We start from the raw sequence: 16,372 nt of genomic DNA on the forward strand, positions 1-16,372 counted from the left end.
CGATGGTGCGAGCGGGTCGGTCAGGAGACCTGTTCCATCTGGTGCGCCATGGGCATCATGTTGGTGTTCAGGTGGTACATGACCCACAGCGAGCCCGACAGCGCGATGACCAGGATGATCACCGTGAAGATCAGCGCCATGAAGGTCCAGCCGCCTTCCGACTTGGTGTTCATGTGCAGAAAGTAGATCATGTGGACCACGATCTGGACCATGGCGAAGGCCACGATCACCAGCGCCGCGGTGCCCTTGTCGGCGATGGCGTGGGTGCCGATCAGCCAGAAGGGAATGGCGGTCAGGATGACCGAGAGCAGGAAGCCGATGACGTAATCGCGCATCGACCCGTGGCTGGCGCCGTGCTCGTCGTGATGATCGGTGGCGTTCGGGTTGGGGTGGGCGTGTTCGCTCATCACAGCATTCCCATCAGGTAGACGAAGGTGAAGACGCCGATCCAGATGACGTCGAGGAAGTGCCAGAACAGCGAGAGGCACATGAGGCGACGCTTGTTGGACTGGATGAGGCCCTTCTTCGAAATCTGGATGACCAGCGTGAAGAGCCAGATCAGGCCGAAGGTCACGTGCAGGCCGTGCGTGCCCACCAGCGAGAAGAACGCGGTGAGGAAGCCCGAACGCATCGGGGTCGCGCCCTCGTGGATGAGGTTGCTGAACTCGTAGAGTTCGATCCCGAGGAAGCAGGCGCCGAACACGGCGGTGACCAGCAGCCAGCCGATCGTGCCGCCCTTGTTGTCCTTGGCCATCGCGAGCATCGCGAAGCCGTAGGTGATCGAGGAGAACAGCAGCATCGCGGTGTTCACCGCGACGAGCGGCAGCTCGAACAGGTCGTGCGGGCCGGGCCCGGCGGCAAAGTTGCCGCCGAGCACGCCGTAGGCGGCAAACAGCATCGCGAAGATGAGGCAGTCGCTCATCAGGTAGATCCAGAAGCCGAGCATGGTGCTGGCGCCTTCGGGATGGTGATGCGGTTCCAGCTCGTAGAAGGCGGCGGTGCGCTGCTCCGGGCTGGCCGTGGGCGTGGTGGCTTGGGTCATGGTGTCCAGTGTGGAGGCAGTCATGGTTCAGGCTCCTGCGGGCAGGGGCTGGCCGTGGGCCGCCGCTTCGGTGGCCGCGACTTCATCGGCAGGGATGTGGTAGTCGCGGTCGTAGTTGAAGGTGTGGAAGATGGCGTAGCCGATCATGCCCAGGAAGGTGATCGCCGAGAGCCACCAGATGTGCCAGATCATGGCAAAGCCGAAGACCGTGGCAATCCCGCCCAGGATGATACCGGCACCGGTATTCTTGGGCATATGGATCGGCAGGAACCCGCTCTTGGGTGCCTCGACCTCGCAGCGCTTCATATCGGTCCAGGCGTCGATGTCATGGACGACGGGCGTGAACGCGAAGTTGTAGTGCGGCGGGGGCGACGTGGTCGACCATTCGAGCGAACGGGCATCCCAGGGATCGCCGCCGCAGGCCAGTTCCTTGCGCTTCCAGATCGAGAAGGCGATCTGCGCGATGAAGGCGGCGATGCCGACCGCGATGATCGCGGCACCGATCGCGGCGATCACGAACCAGATCTGCAGGCTGGGATCGTGGAACACACGGGTACGGCGGGTGACGCCCATCAGGCCGAGCACGTAAAGCGGCATGAAGGCGAAGTAGAAGCCGACCACCCAGCACCAGAAGCTGACGAGACCAAAGCCCCTGTGCAGCTTGAAGCCGAAGGCCTTGGGCCACCAGAAGTTGATGCCGGCGAAGACCGCGAAGACCACGCCGCCGATGATCACGTTGTGGAAGTGGGCGATCAGGAACAGCGAGTTGTGGAGCACGAAGTCGGCCGGGGGAACGGCGAGCAGAACGCCCGTCATGCCGCCGATGGTGAAGGTGACCATGAAGGCGACCGTCCACATCATGGGCAGTTCGAAGCGGATGCGCGCACGGTACATCGTGAACAGCCAGTTGAACAGCTTCGCGCCGGTCGGGATCGAGATCACCATCGTGGTGATGCCGAAGAACGAGTTGACGCTGGCGCCCGAACCCATCGTGAAGAAGTGGTGCAGCCACACGATGTACGACAGGATGGTGATGACCATCGTGGCGTAGACCATCGAGGTGTAGCCGAACAGGCGCTTGCCGCAGAAGGTCGAGGTGATTTCGGAGTAGATGCCGAAGCAGGGCAGGATGAGGATGTAGACCTCGGGGTGGCCCCAGATCCAGATCAGGTTCACGTACATCATGGCGCTGCCGCCAAAGTCGTTGGTGAAGAAGTCGAAGCCCAGGTAACGGTCGAGCGAGAGCATGCACAGCACCGCGGTCAGGACCGGGAAGGCCGCAACGATCAGGATGTTGGTGCACAGCGCCGTCCAGGTGAAGATCGGCATCTTCATCATGTTCATGCCCGGCGCGCGCATCTTGACGATGGTACAGATGAGGTTGACGCCCGAGAGCAGCGTGCCGACACCCGCGATCTGAAGCGACCAGATCCAGTAGTCGACGCCGACGTAGGGGCTATAGGCGATGCCCGACAGCGGCGGATAGGCCAGCCAGCCGGTCTGGCCGAATTCACCGATGAACAGCGAGGCCATGATCAGCACCGCGCCCGAGGTCGTCATCCAGAAGCTGAAGTTGTTCAGGAACGGGAAGCTGACGTCGCGGGCACCGATCTGCAACGGCACGACGTAGTTCATGAACCCGGTCACGAACGGCATTGCGGCGAAGAAGATCATGATCACGCCGTGGGCGGTGAAGACCTGGTCGAAGTGGTGCGCGGGCAGGTAGCCCTCGCTGCCGTTGAAGGCGATGGCCTGCTGGAGGCGCATCATGATCGCGTCGGCAAAGCCGCGCACGAACATGACGATACCCAGTATCATGTACATGATACCGATCTTCTTGTGGTCCACGCTGGTGAACCACTCCTTCCACAGGTAGCCCCAGACCTTGAAGTAGGTCAGGCCCGCGACGAGCGCGAGGCCGCCCATCATGACCGCGGCAAAGGTAACCCATACGATCGGGTCGGGTGGGATCGCGTCCCACCACAGGCGGCCCAGCAAGGGGCTCCAGTGAGAATGATCTACGGCTTCGATTGCCATGGTTTTAGTTCCGGGAAATCTTGGAGGGGTGAGCCGGCGTGCTCTGGATGTCGTCTTCCGCGCGGGAGAGGGACTGCGGTGCCTTGAGGCCGAAACCGGTCAGCGAGGACTTGTCGGCCGGGGCATGGACGGTCGAGTCGCGCACCGCGCCCGGGTCCTGCTTGCACAGGGCACGAACCCAGGCGAGTTCCTTGCGGACGGCCTGATCGGGGTTCTCGGTGCCTTCCTTCGCCGCTTCGCGGCCGTGCTTGTCGTAGGTGAGCATCTGGACGTTGCGGATACCCGCCTTGCCCAGGCCACCGCGCGCGTCGATCGCCATCATCTCGCTCATGCACATCTTGCCGGGCTCGACGCACATGTCGACGATACGGCTGTACAGCTTGGGCTCGACGCTGGCGTACTGCATCGCGGCCACGTTCTCGCTCGGCTTTTCGAGGGCGAGGTAGGTCTTGGTGTCGAGCGCGCCTGCGCTCTTGGCGCCGCCGGCCTTCACGCCCGAGACCCAGCCCGAGAATTCGTCGGCCTTCACCGAACGCACCGCGAAGTGCATGCCGGAAAAGCCCGCACCGGAGTAGTTCGCCGAGAAGCCGTCGAAGTCATGGCCGGTCTCGGCGCTGGTCTTGTTGAAGACCGCGTTGAGGCGCGTTTCCATGCCCGGCATCGCGTAGATCTGGCCGGCCAGTTCGGGAATGTAGAACGAATTCATCACGCTCGAGGCGGTGATGCGGAAGTGCAGGGGACGGTTTTCGGGGACGACGAGTTCGTTGACCGTGGCGATGCCCTGTTCGGGGTAGATGAACAGCCACTTCCAGTCGAGCGCGATGGCTTCGACCTCGAGCGGCTTGTCGGCCGCGGTGATCGGGGTCTTGGCGTCGATACGGCCGATGGTACGGTAGGGGTCGAGCAGGTGGGTGCCGACCCAGGTCAGCGCGCCGAGGCAGATGATGATGAGCAGCGGGGCCGCCCAGATGAGCAGTTCGAGCTGGGTCGAGTGATCCCAGTCGGGCTCGTACTTCGCTTGCTTGTTCGACGCGCGGTAGTGCCACGCGAAGAACAGCGTCGCGGCAATGACCGGGACGATGATGAGCAGCATCAGGACGGTGGCTATGACGACCATGTCCCCCTGTTGCTGCGCAACGTCGCCCGCCGGCTTGAGCACGACGGTGTTGCAGGCGGAAAGGGCACTCGTCAGCGCCACGGCGGCGGCGATGCGAGTGACTGGGGCTCGGGGCGGCGCAGCGGGACGGCGCGGCATCTGTTGGGACTCAGGAGAGCGCATGGCCGCTCGCCTAAGACGATGCCGCGAGTGCGAACATAGGACATTTTGTCCAATCCCCTTGACGCAAATCAATGACGATACGGCCAGCATACCGATTTAGGCGTCCTCGTGCGGCGCCTGAATGATTCGTGCCCGCGGTGCCGCGTCCGGTGCCCGGGATCATCACAGATGAAGGCCGCATTACCGCAATGAGCACAACCACTCCGAACCGCGAAGCCTTGGGGCTCCCGATCTTCAAGGGGCACCACGAACCCTCGCCGAGCGAGATCGCAATCGGTGTCATCATCGGCCGAACCTCGGAGTTCTTTGACTTCTTCGTCTACGGCATCGCCTCGGTGCTGGTCTTCCCGTCGATCTTCTTCCCGTTCGTCGACGCGGTGACGGGTACGCTCTACTCGTTCGCGATCTTCGCGCTCGCCTTCATCGCGCGCCCGATCGGCTCGCTCGTGTTCATGGCGATCGACCGGGCTTACGGGCGCGGCACCAAGCTGACCATCGCGCTGTTCCTGCTCGGCGGGTCGACCGCCGCGATCGCTTTCCTGCCGCCTTATGCGACGGCCGGTTCGCACGTGATCTGGGCGCTGGCGCTGCTGCGCCTGGGCCAGGGCTTCGCGCTCGGCGGCACCTGGGATGGCCTCGCTTCGCTCCTCGCGCTCAACGCGCCGGAGGAAAAGCGCGGCTGGTACGCCATGATGCCCCAGCTCGGCGCGCCGTTCGGCCTGATCGTCGCCAGCCTGCTGTTCGCCTACATGGTGACCGAACTGCCCGCCGCCGACTTCCTGAGCTTCGGCTGGCGCTTCCCGTTCTTCGTGGCCTTCGCGATCAACGTCGTGGCGCTCTTCGCGCGTCTTCGCATCGTGGTGACGAGCGAGTTCCAGCACCTGTTCGAAAGCCGTGACCTGCAGCCCGAACCCGTCGCCCAGACGCTCGCTTCGGGCTGGAAGACGATCGTGATCGGTGCGCTGGCCCCGCTTGCGAGCTTTGCGCTGTTCCACATGGTCACCGTGTTCCCGCTCTCGTGGGTCTTCCTGTTCACCCCCGACACCCCCGTCAGCTTCCTGCTCATCGAAGCCATGGCCGCGGCCTTCGGCGCGGTTGCGGTGCTCGCTTCGGGCTACCTCGCGGACAAGTTCGGCCGCCGCACGCTGCTGGGCACCTGCGCGGTGCTGATCGCGGTCTTCTCGGGCTTCGCGCCGCTGCTGCTCAACGGTGGCCCGATGGGCGAGATCCTGTTCATGGTCATCGGCTTCATCGTGCTCGGCCTTGCTTTCGGCCAGTCCTCGGGCGTGGTGTCCTCGGAGTTCGAGACCCAGCACCGCTACACCGGTTCGGCGCTGACCAGCGACCTTGCCTGGCTGTTCGGTGCGGGCTTCGCGCCGCTGGTGGCGCTGTCGCTGGCGACTCACTTCGGCCTGATGGCCTCGGGCGCCTATCTGTTCTCGGGTGCGGTCGTCACGCTTCTGGCGCTGTGGTTCAACCGCAACCTCGCCGCCAAGAGGTAAGGGGCAGGGGCCGTAAGGTCTTTCGCCGAAAAGCCAAAAGGGAAGCCCGGCACTGCAAGGCGCAGTGCCGGGCTTCCCTTTTTTCGCTACCCGGATGCTCGGCTCAGCCGGTCGGTTCGAGGACGATATGGCCAAGCGCGGTGTTGCTGATCGGCACGTGGTAATGGCGGTGGAGGCATTGGGTGCGCTTGCCCAGCGCGCCGCGCATGATCAGCCACATGACCATCTCGATCCCTTCCGAGCCGGTTTCGCGCAAGTATTCGATATGCGGGATCTGGCGCAGTTCGTCGGTCTCGCCCACCAGCCGGTCCAGGAAGCGGTTGTCCCATTCGGCGTTGATGAGGCCGGCGCGCGGGCCCTGGAGCTGGTGGCTCATTCCGCCCGTGCCCCAGACCTGGACGTTGAGATCCTCGGGGAAGCTGGCCACCGCGCGCGCGATCGCCTCGCCCAGCGCCCAGCAGCGGTTGCCCGAGGGCGGCGGATAGGTAACGACGTTGACCGCCAGCGGGATCACCCTGACCGGCCACTTGTCGACCGCGCCGTACATCATCGTGAGGGGAACCGTGAGCCCGTGGTCGACGTCCATCTCGTTGACGATGGTCATGTCGAACTCGTCGAGGATGAGGCTTTGCGCGATGTGCCAGGCGAGGTCGGGACAGCCCTCGACCTCGGGCACCGGGCGCGGTCCGAAGCCTTCGTCGCAGATGCCGAAACGCTCGCCGCAGCCGATCGCGAAAGTCGGGATGGTCTTCATGTCGAAGAACGAGGCGTGGTCGTTGTAGACCAGGATGACGACGTCGGGCCGGGCGTCCTCGCGCATCCACGCGCGGGTCCAGTCGAACCCGTCGAACGAGGGTTTGAAGAGCGGTTCCTGAGTCTTGTCGTGGTCGTGGGCAAAGCCCAGGACGGGAACGTGGCTGCAGCCGATACCGGCGCTGATACGGGCCATGGGGTGGTCCTTCTGGTGAGAGTTCGGGGTCAGGTCCGTTCGGCGAGCGAGCGCACGCCGATAGGCGAGCGGCCACCGGCGAGCATCATCGCCTGGTAGTCGGCGACGCTCATCCCGGTCATCGTCGAGACCGCCTGGACAAAGCTCAGGCCATCGGTGGAGAACACCTTGGCGAGGAAATAGACGTTGCCGCCCAGGTCCAGCAGGCGGTTGTAGTCGCGGTCGAGCACGCCCTGCTTCTGTTCTTCGGTCATCGGCCACTGGTCGAGATAGGCGCGCTCGTCGGCCTTGAAGCGTTCGCGGTTTTCCGGCTTCATCAGGCTCATCGCGAACTGGTTGAGGTGGTAGCCCGACCGCGCGCGGCTGGCGGTGAACACGCGGGTGCCGGGAATGTCGTCGAATTCGGCGAGGTAAGCCGCAACGTCGGTGACGCGGGTCATGCTCTTCTCTCCTGGTTGGTGGCTGGGGTAAGGGCGCCGGGGCGGGTCATGGTGATCGCGACCCCGGCCATGCCGCGGGTCAGCGCGAAGGGCTTGTCGATCGAGACGCGGGCCTCGCGCACCGCGTTCCAGGCGAGGCAGCGCGCGGCGAGGCGCTGGCCGAAGCTTTCGATCAGCGGGATGTGGACGAGCGCGAGTTCCTCGGCCGCAGCGACGATGCGGCGGTAGTCGACCGTCTCGTCGATCGCGCCGATGGTCTCGGCGACCAGTTCGAGTTCGACGCTCAGCACCAGCGGCTGGCGTCGGCCGACCTCGTCGGGGTTGATGCCGATGTCGGCGAGCAATTCCAGATTGCGCACGCGCACGGTGGTCGTCGCCTGGCTCGCCAGCTCGGTGAAAGGCGCGCTGAAGGGATGGGTGGTGATCTCGTTCATGCCGGCTCGCTTTCAAGGGAGGTGCCAAGGGTGGCGCGCGCCGCGCTCACCGTGTTGGCGAGCAGGCAGGCGATGGTCATCGGCCCGACGCCGCCGGGCACCGGGGTCACCGCGCGGGCGTGTTCGAGTTCGTGCGTGGCGCAGTCGCCGACGATCCGGGTGGCGCCGTCGTGGTCGGTCATGCGGGTGATGCCGACATCGATCACCACCGCGCCTTCCTTGACCCAGTAGCCGCGCACGAGGTGCGGGGCTCCGGCGGCGGCGACGATGATGTCCGCCTTGCGCGCGATGTCGGGCAGGCCGCGCGTCTCGATATGGGTGACGGTGACGGTCGCTTCGCGTTCGAGCAGGAGCATGGCGACTGGCTTGCCCACGATGTTCGACTTGCCGATCACCACCACGTCGAGCCCGCGATAATCGTCGATCACGCTGTCGAGCAGCTTCATGATGCCCAGCGGGGTGCAAGGGACGAGCCCGCCGGTGCCGGTCGACAGGCGCCCGACGTTGACCGGGTGGAACCCGTCGACGTCCTTGCCCGGCGCGATCCGGTCGAGCACGCGGCCCGCATCGATGTGGCGTGGCAGCGGGAGCTGGATCAGCACGCCGTGGATCGCGGGATCGGCGTTGAGCGTGTCGATCAGCGCGATGAGGTCGCACTCGGCGGTCTCTGTGGGCAGGCGGTGCTCGATCGAGCGGATGCCGGCCTTCGCGCACTCGCGCACCTTGCGCCCGACGTAGACCTCGCTCGCCGGATCGCCGCCGACGAGGACCACAGCGAGCGCAGGCGTGATCCCCTGCGCTTCGAGCGCGGCGACGGCGCTGCGGGTTTCCTCGAGCAGCGCGCGCGCCATGGCCTTGCCGTCGATACGCTCGGCCACGCGCTCAGTCCCGGAAGACGACGGTGCGCGCGCCGTTCAGGAATACGCGGTCGTCGAGATGGAGGCGCACCGCTTCGGCGAGCACGCGGCGTTCGACGTCGCGGCCCTTGCGGACCAGTTCCTCGGGCATGTCGGCGTGGGTCACGCGTTCGACGTCCTGGTGGATGATCGGCCCTTCGTCGAGGTCGGCGGTGACGTAGTGCGCGGTGGCGCCGATCATCTTGACCCCGCGGTCGAACGCCTGGTGATAGGGCTTGGCGCCCTTGAATCCGGGCAGGAACGAGTGGTGGATGTTGATGCAGCGGCCCGAAAGGAACGCGGCCAGATCGTCCGAGAGAATCTGCATGTAACGCGCCAGCACGATCAATTCGGCCCGGGTCTCGTTGACCACCGTCTTGATCTGCGCTTCCTGCTGCGCCTTGGTGTCCTTGGTGATCGGCAGGTGGTGGTAGGGCAAGCCGTTGATGAGCGAGGTGTGGAGCAGCTCCTTGGGATGGTTGGAGACGATGCCGACCACCTCCATGCCCAGCTCGCCGATGCGGTTGCGGTAGAGCAGGTCGCCCAGGCAGTGGTCCCACTTGGAGACCATCAGGAGCACCTTCTTGGGAACCGCCTTGTCGCGCAGGCTCCATTCCATGGTGGGCTCGGCCACCGTCTCGGCAAAGCTCCGGGTGAGGCGTTCGAGCCCCTGTCCCTTGCCGGGGGTGAAGGCGATGCGCAGGAAGAAGCGGCCCGAGAGCCGGTCGTGGAACTGCTGCGCGTCGACGATGTTGCAGCCGCGATCGGCCAGGAAGACCGAGACGCGGGCAACGATGCCGGCCTTGTCCTCGCACTGCAGGCGCAACGAATAAGTCGTGCTCACGGGGGCGGTGTCCTCTCTCTATCGTGTTTTAGGGCGTTGCGGTCGGCTGCCGCGCGTTGGGCCGGAAGGGGGGCGTCAGCGCGTTGCCGCGTAGTCGTTGATCCAGCCGACGGTCTTGGCGAGCCCCCCGAAGGGGTAGAAGTGCAGGCGCACCGCGCCGTGTTCCTCGCCAAGCCCGCGTTCGAGCGCGTCGACCAGCTTGTCGGGACCGGCCGAACCGATCAGCTTGGTGATCGAGATGCCGTACTTGGTCATCACCGAGGCCGAAGCGCCCACGCCGCAGCGCGCGGCAAAGCGCATCAGCGTCTTGATCCCGGCGGGACCGGGAACCCCCAGCCGCACCGGCGCGTCGAGCCCGCGGCGGCGCAGCTGCGCCAGCCAGTCGAGCACCGCACCGGCATCGAAGGCGAACTGGGTGACGATGAGCGGGGCCATGCCGCGCGCGGTGATCGCGTCGCACTTGGCATCGAGCACCGCCCAGCACTGGTCCGGGCTCATGTTGGGGTGGCCTTCGGGGTGGCCGCCAATGCCGATCGCGGTGATCCCGGCGGCCTCGAAGGCGCCGGTCGCGATGAGCGCGGAACTGTCGGCGAAGGGGCCTTCGGGTTCGGGCGGATCGCCCGCGATGACGAAGCAGCGCTTGACCCCGGCTTGCTGGGTGACCGCGGCAAGGTAGTCGCGAAATTCGCTTTCGCTGGCGATGCGCCGGGCGGAGAAGTGGGGCATCGGCTCGAATCCCAGGTCGCGCACCGCGCGGGCGGCGGCCACGCGCGCTTCGAAGGCTTCGCCGGGCAGGAAGGTGACGGCGACGGGGGTTTCGGGAAGAATCGCCGGCGCCGCCTCGCGCAGCGCGTCGATGTCCTTGGCGGTCATCTCGAGCGAATAGCCTTCGACCATGTTGATGGCCGGGCGAGCCCAGTTTGGATGAATGATCGGAGTGCTCACCGATTCTCTCTCCCCATGTAACGACGTGATGCCTTGTCTTGCTTTTCCTCTAGCGCAGAGGAAAAGGTTCGTATAGATGAAATTTCATGAATACGAAAAATAGGGATGAGGCCATGCCGGAATCGCTCGTAATTCTGCCAGGGTTGCTGTGCGACTCAGCGATGTTCGGCGCGCAGCTCGATGCCTTCGAAAACGCGCAGGTGATCGATGGCTTCTACGGCGGGGCCGACCGGCTCGAGGCGATGGCCGACTACGCGCTCGAGCGGATGCCCGCGCGGGTTTCCCTGATGGGCCATTCAATGGGCGCGCGCGTCGCGCTCGAAGTGTGCCGCAAGGCGCCCGAGCGCGTGGCGCGTCTGGCGCTTGCGGATACCGGTATCCATCCCGTGCGCGCGGGCGAGGCGGACAAGCGCTACGCCCTGCGTGATCTGGGGCGCACGCAGGGCTTTGCCGCGCTCGTCGATGCCTGGCTGCCGCCAATGATCGGTCCGGCGCGGCGCCACGAAGACGACCTTTACGAGGCGCTGCAGGCGATGTGTCTGCGCGCCGGGCAAGCCGTCTACGAGGCGCAGATCGAGGCCTTGCTGAACCGCCCCGAGGTCGAGGACCTGCTTGGCCGCCTGTGCTGCCCGGTGGCGCTGATCGTGGGTGAGGCCGATGCCTGGTCACCGCCGTCGCAGCACGCCGAAATAGCCCAGTTCATCGCCCCGCACTGGGCCGATACCTGCCCGCTGAGCACCATCGCGGGCGCCGGGCACATGGCGCCCGCCGAAGCGCCCGAGGCGTTCAACACGGCGCTGCGCCGCTGGCTGGCGATGCCCGCCTGCACTTGCGCGACCACCTGATCCCAAACGTCACCAACCATAACAACCAACCTGAAAGGCGAAGCCCAGATGACCGGACAAACCCTCCAGCAGCTGCTCGACGAAAAGGGAGACATCGTCGAATTCCTGCGCAACCAGCAGACCGGCCCCAACGTCTATCCGGGCGTTCCGGGCGAATATTCCAACTGGCGTGACGAACAGCGCGCCTGGGCGGAAACCGCCATCCTGTTCAACCAGAGCTTCCACATGGTGGACCTGCTGGTGACCGGGCCGGGCGCGTTCGACATGCTGTCCTATCTTGCGCCCAACAGCTTCAAGGGCTTCAAGCCCAACCGCGCCAAGCAGTTCGCGCCGGTCACGCCCGAAGGCTACGTCATCGGGGACGTGATCCTGTTCTACCTCGAGGAAGAGAAGTTCGAGCTGGTCGGCCGCGCGCCGACCATCGAATGGGTCGAATACTGGGCCTCGACCGGCAAGTGGGACGTTACCGTCGAGCGTGACGAGCGCACCGCCGCGCGCCCGCTCGATCAGCAGGGCACGCGCCGCAACTACCGCTTCCAGCTCCAGGGCCCCAACGCCATGAAGACGCTGGAACGGGCGATGGGCATCACGCCGCCTGACTTGAAGTTCTTCCACATGGCGCCGATCACCATCGCGGGGGTCGAAGTGCGCGCGCTGCGCCACGGCATGGCCGGGCAGCCGGGCTACGAACTGTTCGGTCCGTGGAAGGACTACGACACCGTGCGCAACGCGCTGCTCGAAGCGGGCAAGGACTTTGGCCTCAAGCCCTCGGGCGGGCGCACTTATTCGTCCAACACGCTGGAATCGGGCTGGATTCCCTCGCCTCTGCCGGCTCTTTACACCGGCGAAGGGTCCAAGGGGTTTCGCGAATGGGCAGGGGCGAAGTGCTACGAGGGGATGACCTCGATCGGCGGCTCGTTCGTGTCGGACAACATCGAGGATTACTACCTCACGCCGTGGGACCTGGGCTACGGCATCATGGTCAAGTTCGACCACGATTTCGTCGGCCGCGCGGCGCTCGAGGCGATGGACAAGGCGCCCAAGCGCCGCAAGGTGACCCTCGCGCTCGACAACGAGGACGTCATGCGCGTGCAGTCCTCGATGCTGACCAAGGGCGCGCCGCGCGCCAAGTACATGGATTACCCGAGCGCGGTCTACGCCATGCACCCCTACGACATGGTGCTCGACAAGAGCGGCAAGATGGCCGGGCTGTCGACCTGGATTGGCTACACCCAGAACGAGGGCCGTTTCCTTGCGCTCGCCATGGTCGATGAAAGCATCGCCGAGCCGGGCACCGAGGTGACGCTGGTCTGGGGCGAGCCCGATGGCGGGACCTCCAAGCCCACCGTCGAACCCCACGTCCAGACCGAGATCAAGGCGGTGGTCGCGCCGGTGCCCTATTCGGAAGTCGCGCGCGACAACTACGCCGAAGGCTGGCGCTCGAAGGCCATGGCCTGAACGCTCCCGTCCGCGGGGCCAAGGAAGGGGCTGCCGGGTAACCGGCGGCCCCTTTCGTTCGCAAAGGGAAGGGCGCGGCTGCACTTTTTCATGGGCAGCGCGCGCGCGTGTCCCTATGGGGCCGGGCATGACGCGACGCTGGCCCCCGATCTTGTTCCTCTGGCTGGTGGGTATTCTGGCCGCCGCCCAGCTGGCGAAATTCTCGACGATGGCGCCGCTGCTGCGCGCGCGCTTCGATCTGTCCCTGCCCGCGACCGGCCTGCTCATCTCGCTGATGGAAGTGGGGGGCGGGGTGCTGGGCTTCGGCGCCGGGCTGGCGTTGAGCTGGATCAGCCGGCGCCAGTCGCTCGTCGCAGGGCTCGCGCTTCTCGCGCTGACCGGCGTGGTCGAAGCCGAGGCGACGAGCGCGACCACGCTGTTCGCCGCGCGCGCGGCCGAAGGGATCGGCTACCTTCTCGTGGTCATCGCCGCGCCCACCGCGATCGCCGCGCTGGCGGACGATGTGATCCGCCCGCGCGCGCTGGCCTTGTGGAGCAGCTTCGTGCCGATGGGCATCGCGATCGGCGCGGTGCTGACCGGCTACGGGGTCGATCTCGTCCAGCCGCGCGGGGTGATGCTGGGCTGGTCGATCGTGCTGGCGCTGGCCATCGTTCCCGTGCTGCGCCTGCCGCTGGGGCACAGCGAGGCGTGCCGGATCATGCTTCCCGCGCCCGCCGCCTGGGTCTCGACTCTGGCCTTCGGGGTCTACACGCTGTTTCTGTGTTCGCTCACGATGCTGCTGCCTACGTTCCTGATCGACGAACGCGGGGCAAGCGTGGGCGAGGCCGGACTGGTCGCCTCGCTCGCCTCGCTTTCGGCGCTGCCCGCCTCGGGGATCGCCATGGCGCTGATCCGCAAGGGGCCGATGTCGCTGACCCGGCTGTTCGCGATCTGCGGGCCGTCGCTGGTCTTGACCGCGGGGCTGGCGCCGCTGGTGTTCGCCGGGCCCTCCGGGCTGGTGGCGACGAGTGTCGTGGTCGTTCTGGCGGTGCTGCTGAGCGGGCTCGTCTCGCCGCTGGTGTTTGCCCGGCTGCCCTTGCTCGCGGGCGCGCGCAGCCCGCACGACCCGCGCATCGCGGCGGCGAACGGGCTGATTACCCAGTTCGGCGCGGGCGGTGCGCTGGTCGGCCCGCCGCTGGCCGGGCTGGTGGTGCGCCACTGGGGCTGGGGGGCGCTGGGGCTGACCATCGCCGCGCTGGCGCTGGTCATGCTGGTGCTGATCGCGCTCGCCGAGGCGCTCGGTACGCGCCCCCGTCCGCGCCCCAGTTCGCGCTGCTGAGCGCCGTCCAGCCGAGCCTAGCGTTCGAAACTGGCGGTGATCGTCTTGAGCGTTTCGCCCGCGCTCGCCTCGACCTCGGCATCGCAGCGCACCACCGGGATCGCCACCGCGAGCGAGCCGACGACATTCTCGCCCTGGCGCAGCACGCGCGCGATGCCGCAGATGCCTGGCGTGTATTCGTTGCGCGTGGTGGCAAAACCGCGCTCGCGTGTTTGCGCCAGTTCCTCGCGCAGGCGCGGTTCGTCGACGATGGTATTGGCCGAGAAATGCGCGCGCGTGGTCTGCGCGAAGTAATCGTCCAGCTCGCTTGCGGGCAGCGCGGCGAGCAGCGCCTTGCCGCCCGCGAGGCAGTGCATCGGGGTCATCGAGCCGACCGCGATCGAATAGCGCAAGGTGTGCTCGGCGACTTCGGTGATGACCGCTTCGATCTGCCATTCGCGCCGCACGAAGAACGAGGAGGTCTCGTTGAGCCGCAGGCGCAACGAACGCACCAGCGGGCGCACCCGCTCGACCATGGGCAGGCCCTGCGGGGTGAGCCGCAGCCGGTCGAGCCCGTTGCCCGGCTGGTAGAGCCTTCCGGCGCGTGTGAGATAGTCGCGCTCGACCAGCGTTGCGAGCAGGTACGACAGACTGCTCACCGGGATCGAGAGCGCCTGCGCGATTTCCTGCGCCACCACGCCGGTGGGATGCGCCACGACGTATTCGATGATGTCGAGCGTGCGCATCGCCGATTTGACCGCACCGCTCGATCCGCCAACCGCTGTTGTAGCCACCCTGTTCGCCCCCTTCAGAACGTCATCGTCCCGCGCCTTTCGGCAAACCGCCATCCTTCGCCCGTGCGCACGAAGCGGTCAAGGAAGGAGCCGACCCTGGGCGCGGCGTCGCCGGTGAACAGCAGCATGGCGCTTTCACCCAGCGCGGTGTCGGCATCGAGGACGGTGATTTCGACGTTGGAGCAGACGTGGCGGGTGGTGCGCGCCGGACGCGCAGCGAAGGCGGCGAGGATCGCTTCGCGCCCCACGATCCAGTCGTCGGGCGCGGAAGGGCGCGCCATGCGGCCATCGGGGGCGTAGAGCGCGGCCACCGCTTCCCAGTCGGCCGCATCGTTGCGGTTGGCGTAGCGCGCGACGAGGCGGGCGCAGTCGTGTTCGATCGCGCGCACGGCTTCGGCACAGAGCGGCTGGCTCATGCCGCCACCCCGGCACGGGCCTCGGCGATGTCGGCGCCTTCGCGCAGCGCGCGCAGCTTCTTCCAGGTCACGTCGGGATCGATCTTGCCATAGCCCGCAAAGGTGCCGAAGCCGCAGTCGGTGCTGGCGATCACGCGTTCGGCGCCGACGATGGCGATGTAGCGTTCGAGCCGCTGCGCGATCAGCTCGGGATGCTCGACATAGTTCGAGCAGGTGTCGATGAGGCCGGGGGCAAGCACTTTGTGATCGGGCAATTTCGCATCGCGCCACACCGTCCATTCGTGTTCGTGGCGCGGGTTGGCGGCTTCGAACAGGACCGTGGCCGGGCGCGCGGCGATGACCGTGTCGATGATCTTGGCCAGGTCGATGTCGCAGTCGTGAGGCCCCTCGTAATTGCCCCAGCACACGTGCATGCGCAGCCGTTCGGGGGCGATACCGGCGGTGGCGGCGTTGAGCGCCTCGACATTGGCGGCGGCGGTCTTGAGGAAGCTGGCCTCGTCCTGGTCCTGATAGCCCGTGTGGCGCGACATCGCGAGGTCGGGGCAATCGAGCTGGAGGTCGAAACCCGCGGCCACGATCGCCTCGTATTCGGGGCGCATCGCGTCGACCAGATCCGCAAGGTAGGCGTCGTGGCTGGGGTAGTGGCGGTTGACCTGGAAGGCGGTGATGAGGCCGGGCGAGGCCGCGTTGAGGAAGCCGCGCACGCCGGGTTGCCCGTGCCGTTCCAGCGCGTGGGTGAAGCGCCGGATGTCCTCGTGCACCGGGTCGAGGGTCTTGAGCCGGACCGGGCCGATGCACGAGGCGCGGGTGAACTCCTGGCTGCCCATGATCGCGGAAAGTTTTTTGGACAGCGCGGGATGCGCGGCGAGATCGGCGGCGGGCTTGCGGTCGATATGGCCGCCAAAGCCCGTCAGGCGCTCGATCATGTAGGTCGAATAGCCGACCTTGCCCAGTTCGCCGTCGCTGACGCGGGTGACACCGCAGGCGATCTGCTTTTGCACGCCGTCGTCGACCGCCGCCTGCACAACACGGTCGAATTCGGCGGCGTCGTAGGGCTCGCCCTTGTCGCGTGCGAGCAGCAGCGGGGTCAGCGCGTCGCCGCGCGGCAGGCTGCCGACATGGGTGGTGGCGATGGTCATCGGGCAATCTCCTCAGCTTCGCGCTCGTCCTGCCATTTTTTCACAAATGTGTATA

Annotated in this window: 17 protein-coding genes; 4 read left to right on the forward strand and 13 right to left on the reverse strand. The window is 66.3% G+C overall.

Annotation, left to right across the window (positions count from 1 at the left end):
- Positions 1–20 precede the first annotated feature (20 nt).
- From cyoD to cyoA, 4 genes are read right to left on the reverse strand one after another with little or no spacing between them, the layout of a single operon-like run.
- A complete protein-coding gene (cyoD, locus tag MTR62_RS03465; protein ID WP_244016980.1) occupies positions 21–407 on the reverse strand; it encodes a cytochrome o ubiquinol oxidase subunit IV in 387 nt (128 codons plus the stop codon).
- The gene (gene cyoC / locus MTR62_RS03470) at positions 407–1,042 is read right to left on the reverse strand and encodes a cytochrome o ubiquinol oxidase subunit III (RefSeq protein WP_244017096.1); all 636 of its coding nucleotides are present in this window, start codon (positions 1,040–1,042) and stop codon (positions 407–409) included. The genes cyoD and cyoC overlap by 1 nt, the downstream gene beginning before the upstream one ends.
- 27 nt (positions 1,043–1,069) lie before the next feature.
- The gene (cyoB, locus tag MTR62_RS03475) at positions 1,070–3,079 is read right to left on the reverse strand and encodes a cytochrome o ubiquinol oxidase subunit I (RefSeq protein WP_244016982.1); all 2,010 of its coding nucleotides are present in this window, start codon (positions 3,077–3,079) and stop codon (positions 1,070–1,072) included.
- Positions 3,080–3,083: 4 nt separating this feature from the next.
- Positions 3,084–4,358, reverse strand: a complete 1,275-nt coding sequence (gene cyoA, locus MTR62_RS03480) for a ubiquinol oxidase subunit II (RefSeq protein ID WP_244016984.1) — start codon at positions 4,356–4,358, stop codon at positions 3,084–3,086.
- Between the two features lie 188 nt (positions 4,359–4,546).
- Between cyoA and MTR62_RS03485 the strand changes: the two genes are divergently transcribed.
- Entirely contained in the window at positions 4,547–5,860 is a 1,314-nt protein-coding gene (locus MTR62_RS03485) for an MFS transporter (RefSeq protein WP_244016986.1), read from the forward strand.
- Positions 5,861–5,963: 103 nt separating this feature from the next.
- On the opposite strand, the gene MTR62_RS03490 is transcribed toward MTR62_RS03485, so the two are convergent.
- The 6 genes from MTR62_RS03490 to MTR62_RS03515 all read right to left on the reverse strand — a co-directional run bounded on the left by MTR62_RS03490 (position 5,964) and on the right by MTR62_RS03515 (position 10,368).
- Positions 5,964–6,809, reverse strand: a complete 846-nt coding sequence (locus tag MTR62_RS03490; protein WP_244016988.1) for a class III extradiol dioxygenase subunit beta — start codon at positions 6,807–6,809, stop codon at positions 5,964–5,966.
- 29 nt (positions 6,810–6,838) lie between these two features.
- A complete protein-coding gene (ligA, locus tag MTR62_RS03495; protein ID WP_244016990.1) occupies positions 6,839–7,249 on the reverse strand; it encodes a protocatechuate 4,5-dioxygenase subunit alpha in 411 nt (136 codons plus the stop codon).
- Positions 7,246–7,683 (reverse strand): dihydroneopterin aldolase, encoded by a 438-nt coding sequence (locus tag MTR62_RS03500; protein WP_244016991.1) that lies wholly within the window; start codon positions 7,681–7,683, stop codon positions 7,246–7,248. Before MTR62_RS03500 ends, ligA begins: the two co-directional genes overlap by 4 nt.
- The gene (locus MTR62_RS03505) at positions 7,680–8,561 is read right to left on the reverse strand and encodes a bifunctional 5,10-methylenetetrahydrofolate dehydrogenase/5,10-methenyltetrahydrofolate cyclohydrolase (RefSeq protein WP_327194375.1); all 882 of its coding nucleotides are present in this window, start codon (positions 8,559–8,561) and stop codon (positions 7,680–7,682) included. The genes MTR62_RS03500 and MTR62_RS03505 overlap by 4 nt, the downstream gene beginning before the upstream one ends.
- Before the next feature lie 4 nt (positions 8,562–8,565).
- Positions 8,566–9,423 (reverse strand): formyltetrahydrofolate deformylase, encoded by an 858-nt coding sequence (purU, locus tag MTR62_RS03510; RefSeq protein ID WP_244016993.1) that lies wholly within the window; start codon positions 9,421–9,423, stop codon positions 8,566–8,568.
- Between the two features lie 75 nt (positions 9,424–9,498).
- Positions 9,499–10,368 carry a methylenetetrahydrofolate reductase gene (locus tag MTR62_RS03515; protein WP_244016995.1) on the reverse strand — a complete coding sequence of 290 codons (870 nt, stop codon included), beginning with the start codon at positions 10,366–10,368 and terminating at the stop codon, positions 9,499–9,501.
- A gap of 113 nt (positions 10,369–10,481) precedes the next feature.
- On the opposite strand from MTR62_RS03515, the gene MTR62_RS03520 reads away from it, so the two are divergent.
- The 3 genes from MTR62_RS03520 (at position 10,482) to MTR62_RS03530 (ending at position 13,989) form a co-directional block, all read left to right on the forward strand.
- Positions 10,482–11,213, forward strand: coding sequence for an alpha/beta fold hydrolase (locus MTR62_RS03520; protein ID WP_244016997.1), 732 nt, complete (start codon positions 10,482–10,484; stop codon positions 11,211–11,213).
- A gap of 48 nt (positions 11,214–11,261) precedes the next feature.
- The gene (gene desA, locus MTR62_RS03525) at positions 11,262–12,671 is read left to right on the forward strand and encodes a syringate O-demethylase (RefSeq protein ID WP_244016999.1); all 1,410 of its coding nucleotides are present in this window, start codon (positions 11,262–11,264) and stop codon (positions 12,669–12,671) included.
- A gap of 127 nt (positions 12,672–12,798) precedes the next feature.
- On the forward strand, positions 12,799–13,989 hold the full coding sequence (locus MTR62_RS03530; protein ID WP_244017001.1) for an MFS transporter: 1,191 nt from the start codon (positions 12,799–12,801) through the stop codon (positions 13,987–13,989).
- A 17-nt stretch (positions 13,990–14,006) separates the two neighbouring features.
- On the opposite strand, the gene MTR62_RS03535 is transcribed toward MTR62_RS03530, so the two are convergent.
- The 3 genes from MTR62_RS03535 to MTR62_RS03545 are packed head-to-tail and all read right to left on the reverse strand — an operon-like array spanning position 14,007 to position 16,317.
- A complete protein-coding gene (locus MTR62_RS03535) occupies positions 14,007–14,762 on the reverse strand; it encodes an IclR family transcriptional regulator (protein ID WP_244017003.1) in 756 nt (251 codons plus the stop codon).
- 14 nt (positions 14,763–14,776) lie between these two features.
- Positions 14,777–15,178: a nuclear transport factor 2 family protein gene (locus MTR62_RS03540; RefSeq protein WP_244017005.1), complete on the reverse strand. Its 402-nt coding sequence runs from the start codon at positions 15,176–15,178 to the stop codon at positions 14,777–14,779.
- On the reverse strand, positions 15,175–16,317 hold the full coding sequence (locus tag MTR62_RS03545; protein ID WP_244017007.1) for a cobalamin-independent methionine synthase II family protein: 1,143 nt from the start codon (positions 16,315–16,317) through the stop codon (positions 15,175–15,177). Before MTR62_RS03545 ends, MTR62_RS03540 begins: the two co-directional genes overlap by 4 nt.
- Positions 16,318–16,372 lie beyond the last annotated feature (55 nt).

The organism is Novosphingobium organovorum, assembly GCF_022832435.1.
Lineage (GTDB): Bacteria > Pseudomonadota > Alphaproteobacteria > Sphingomonadales > Sphingomonadaceae > Novosphingobium > Novosphingobium organovorum.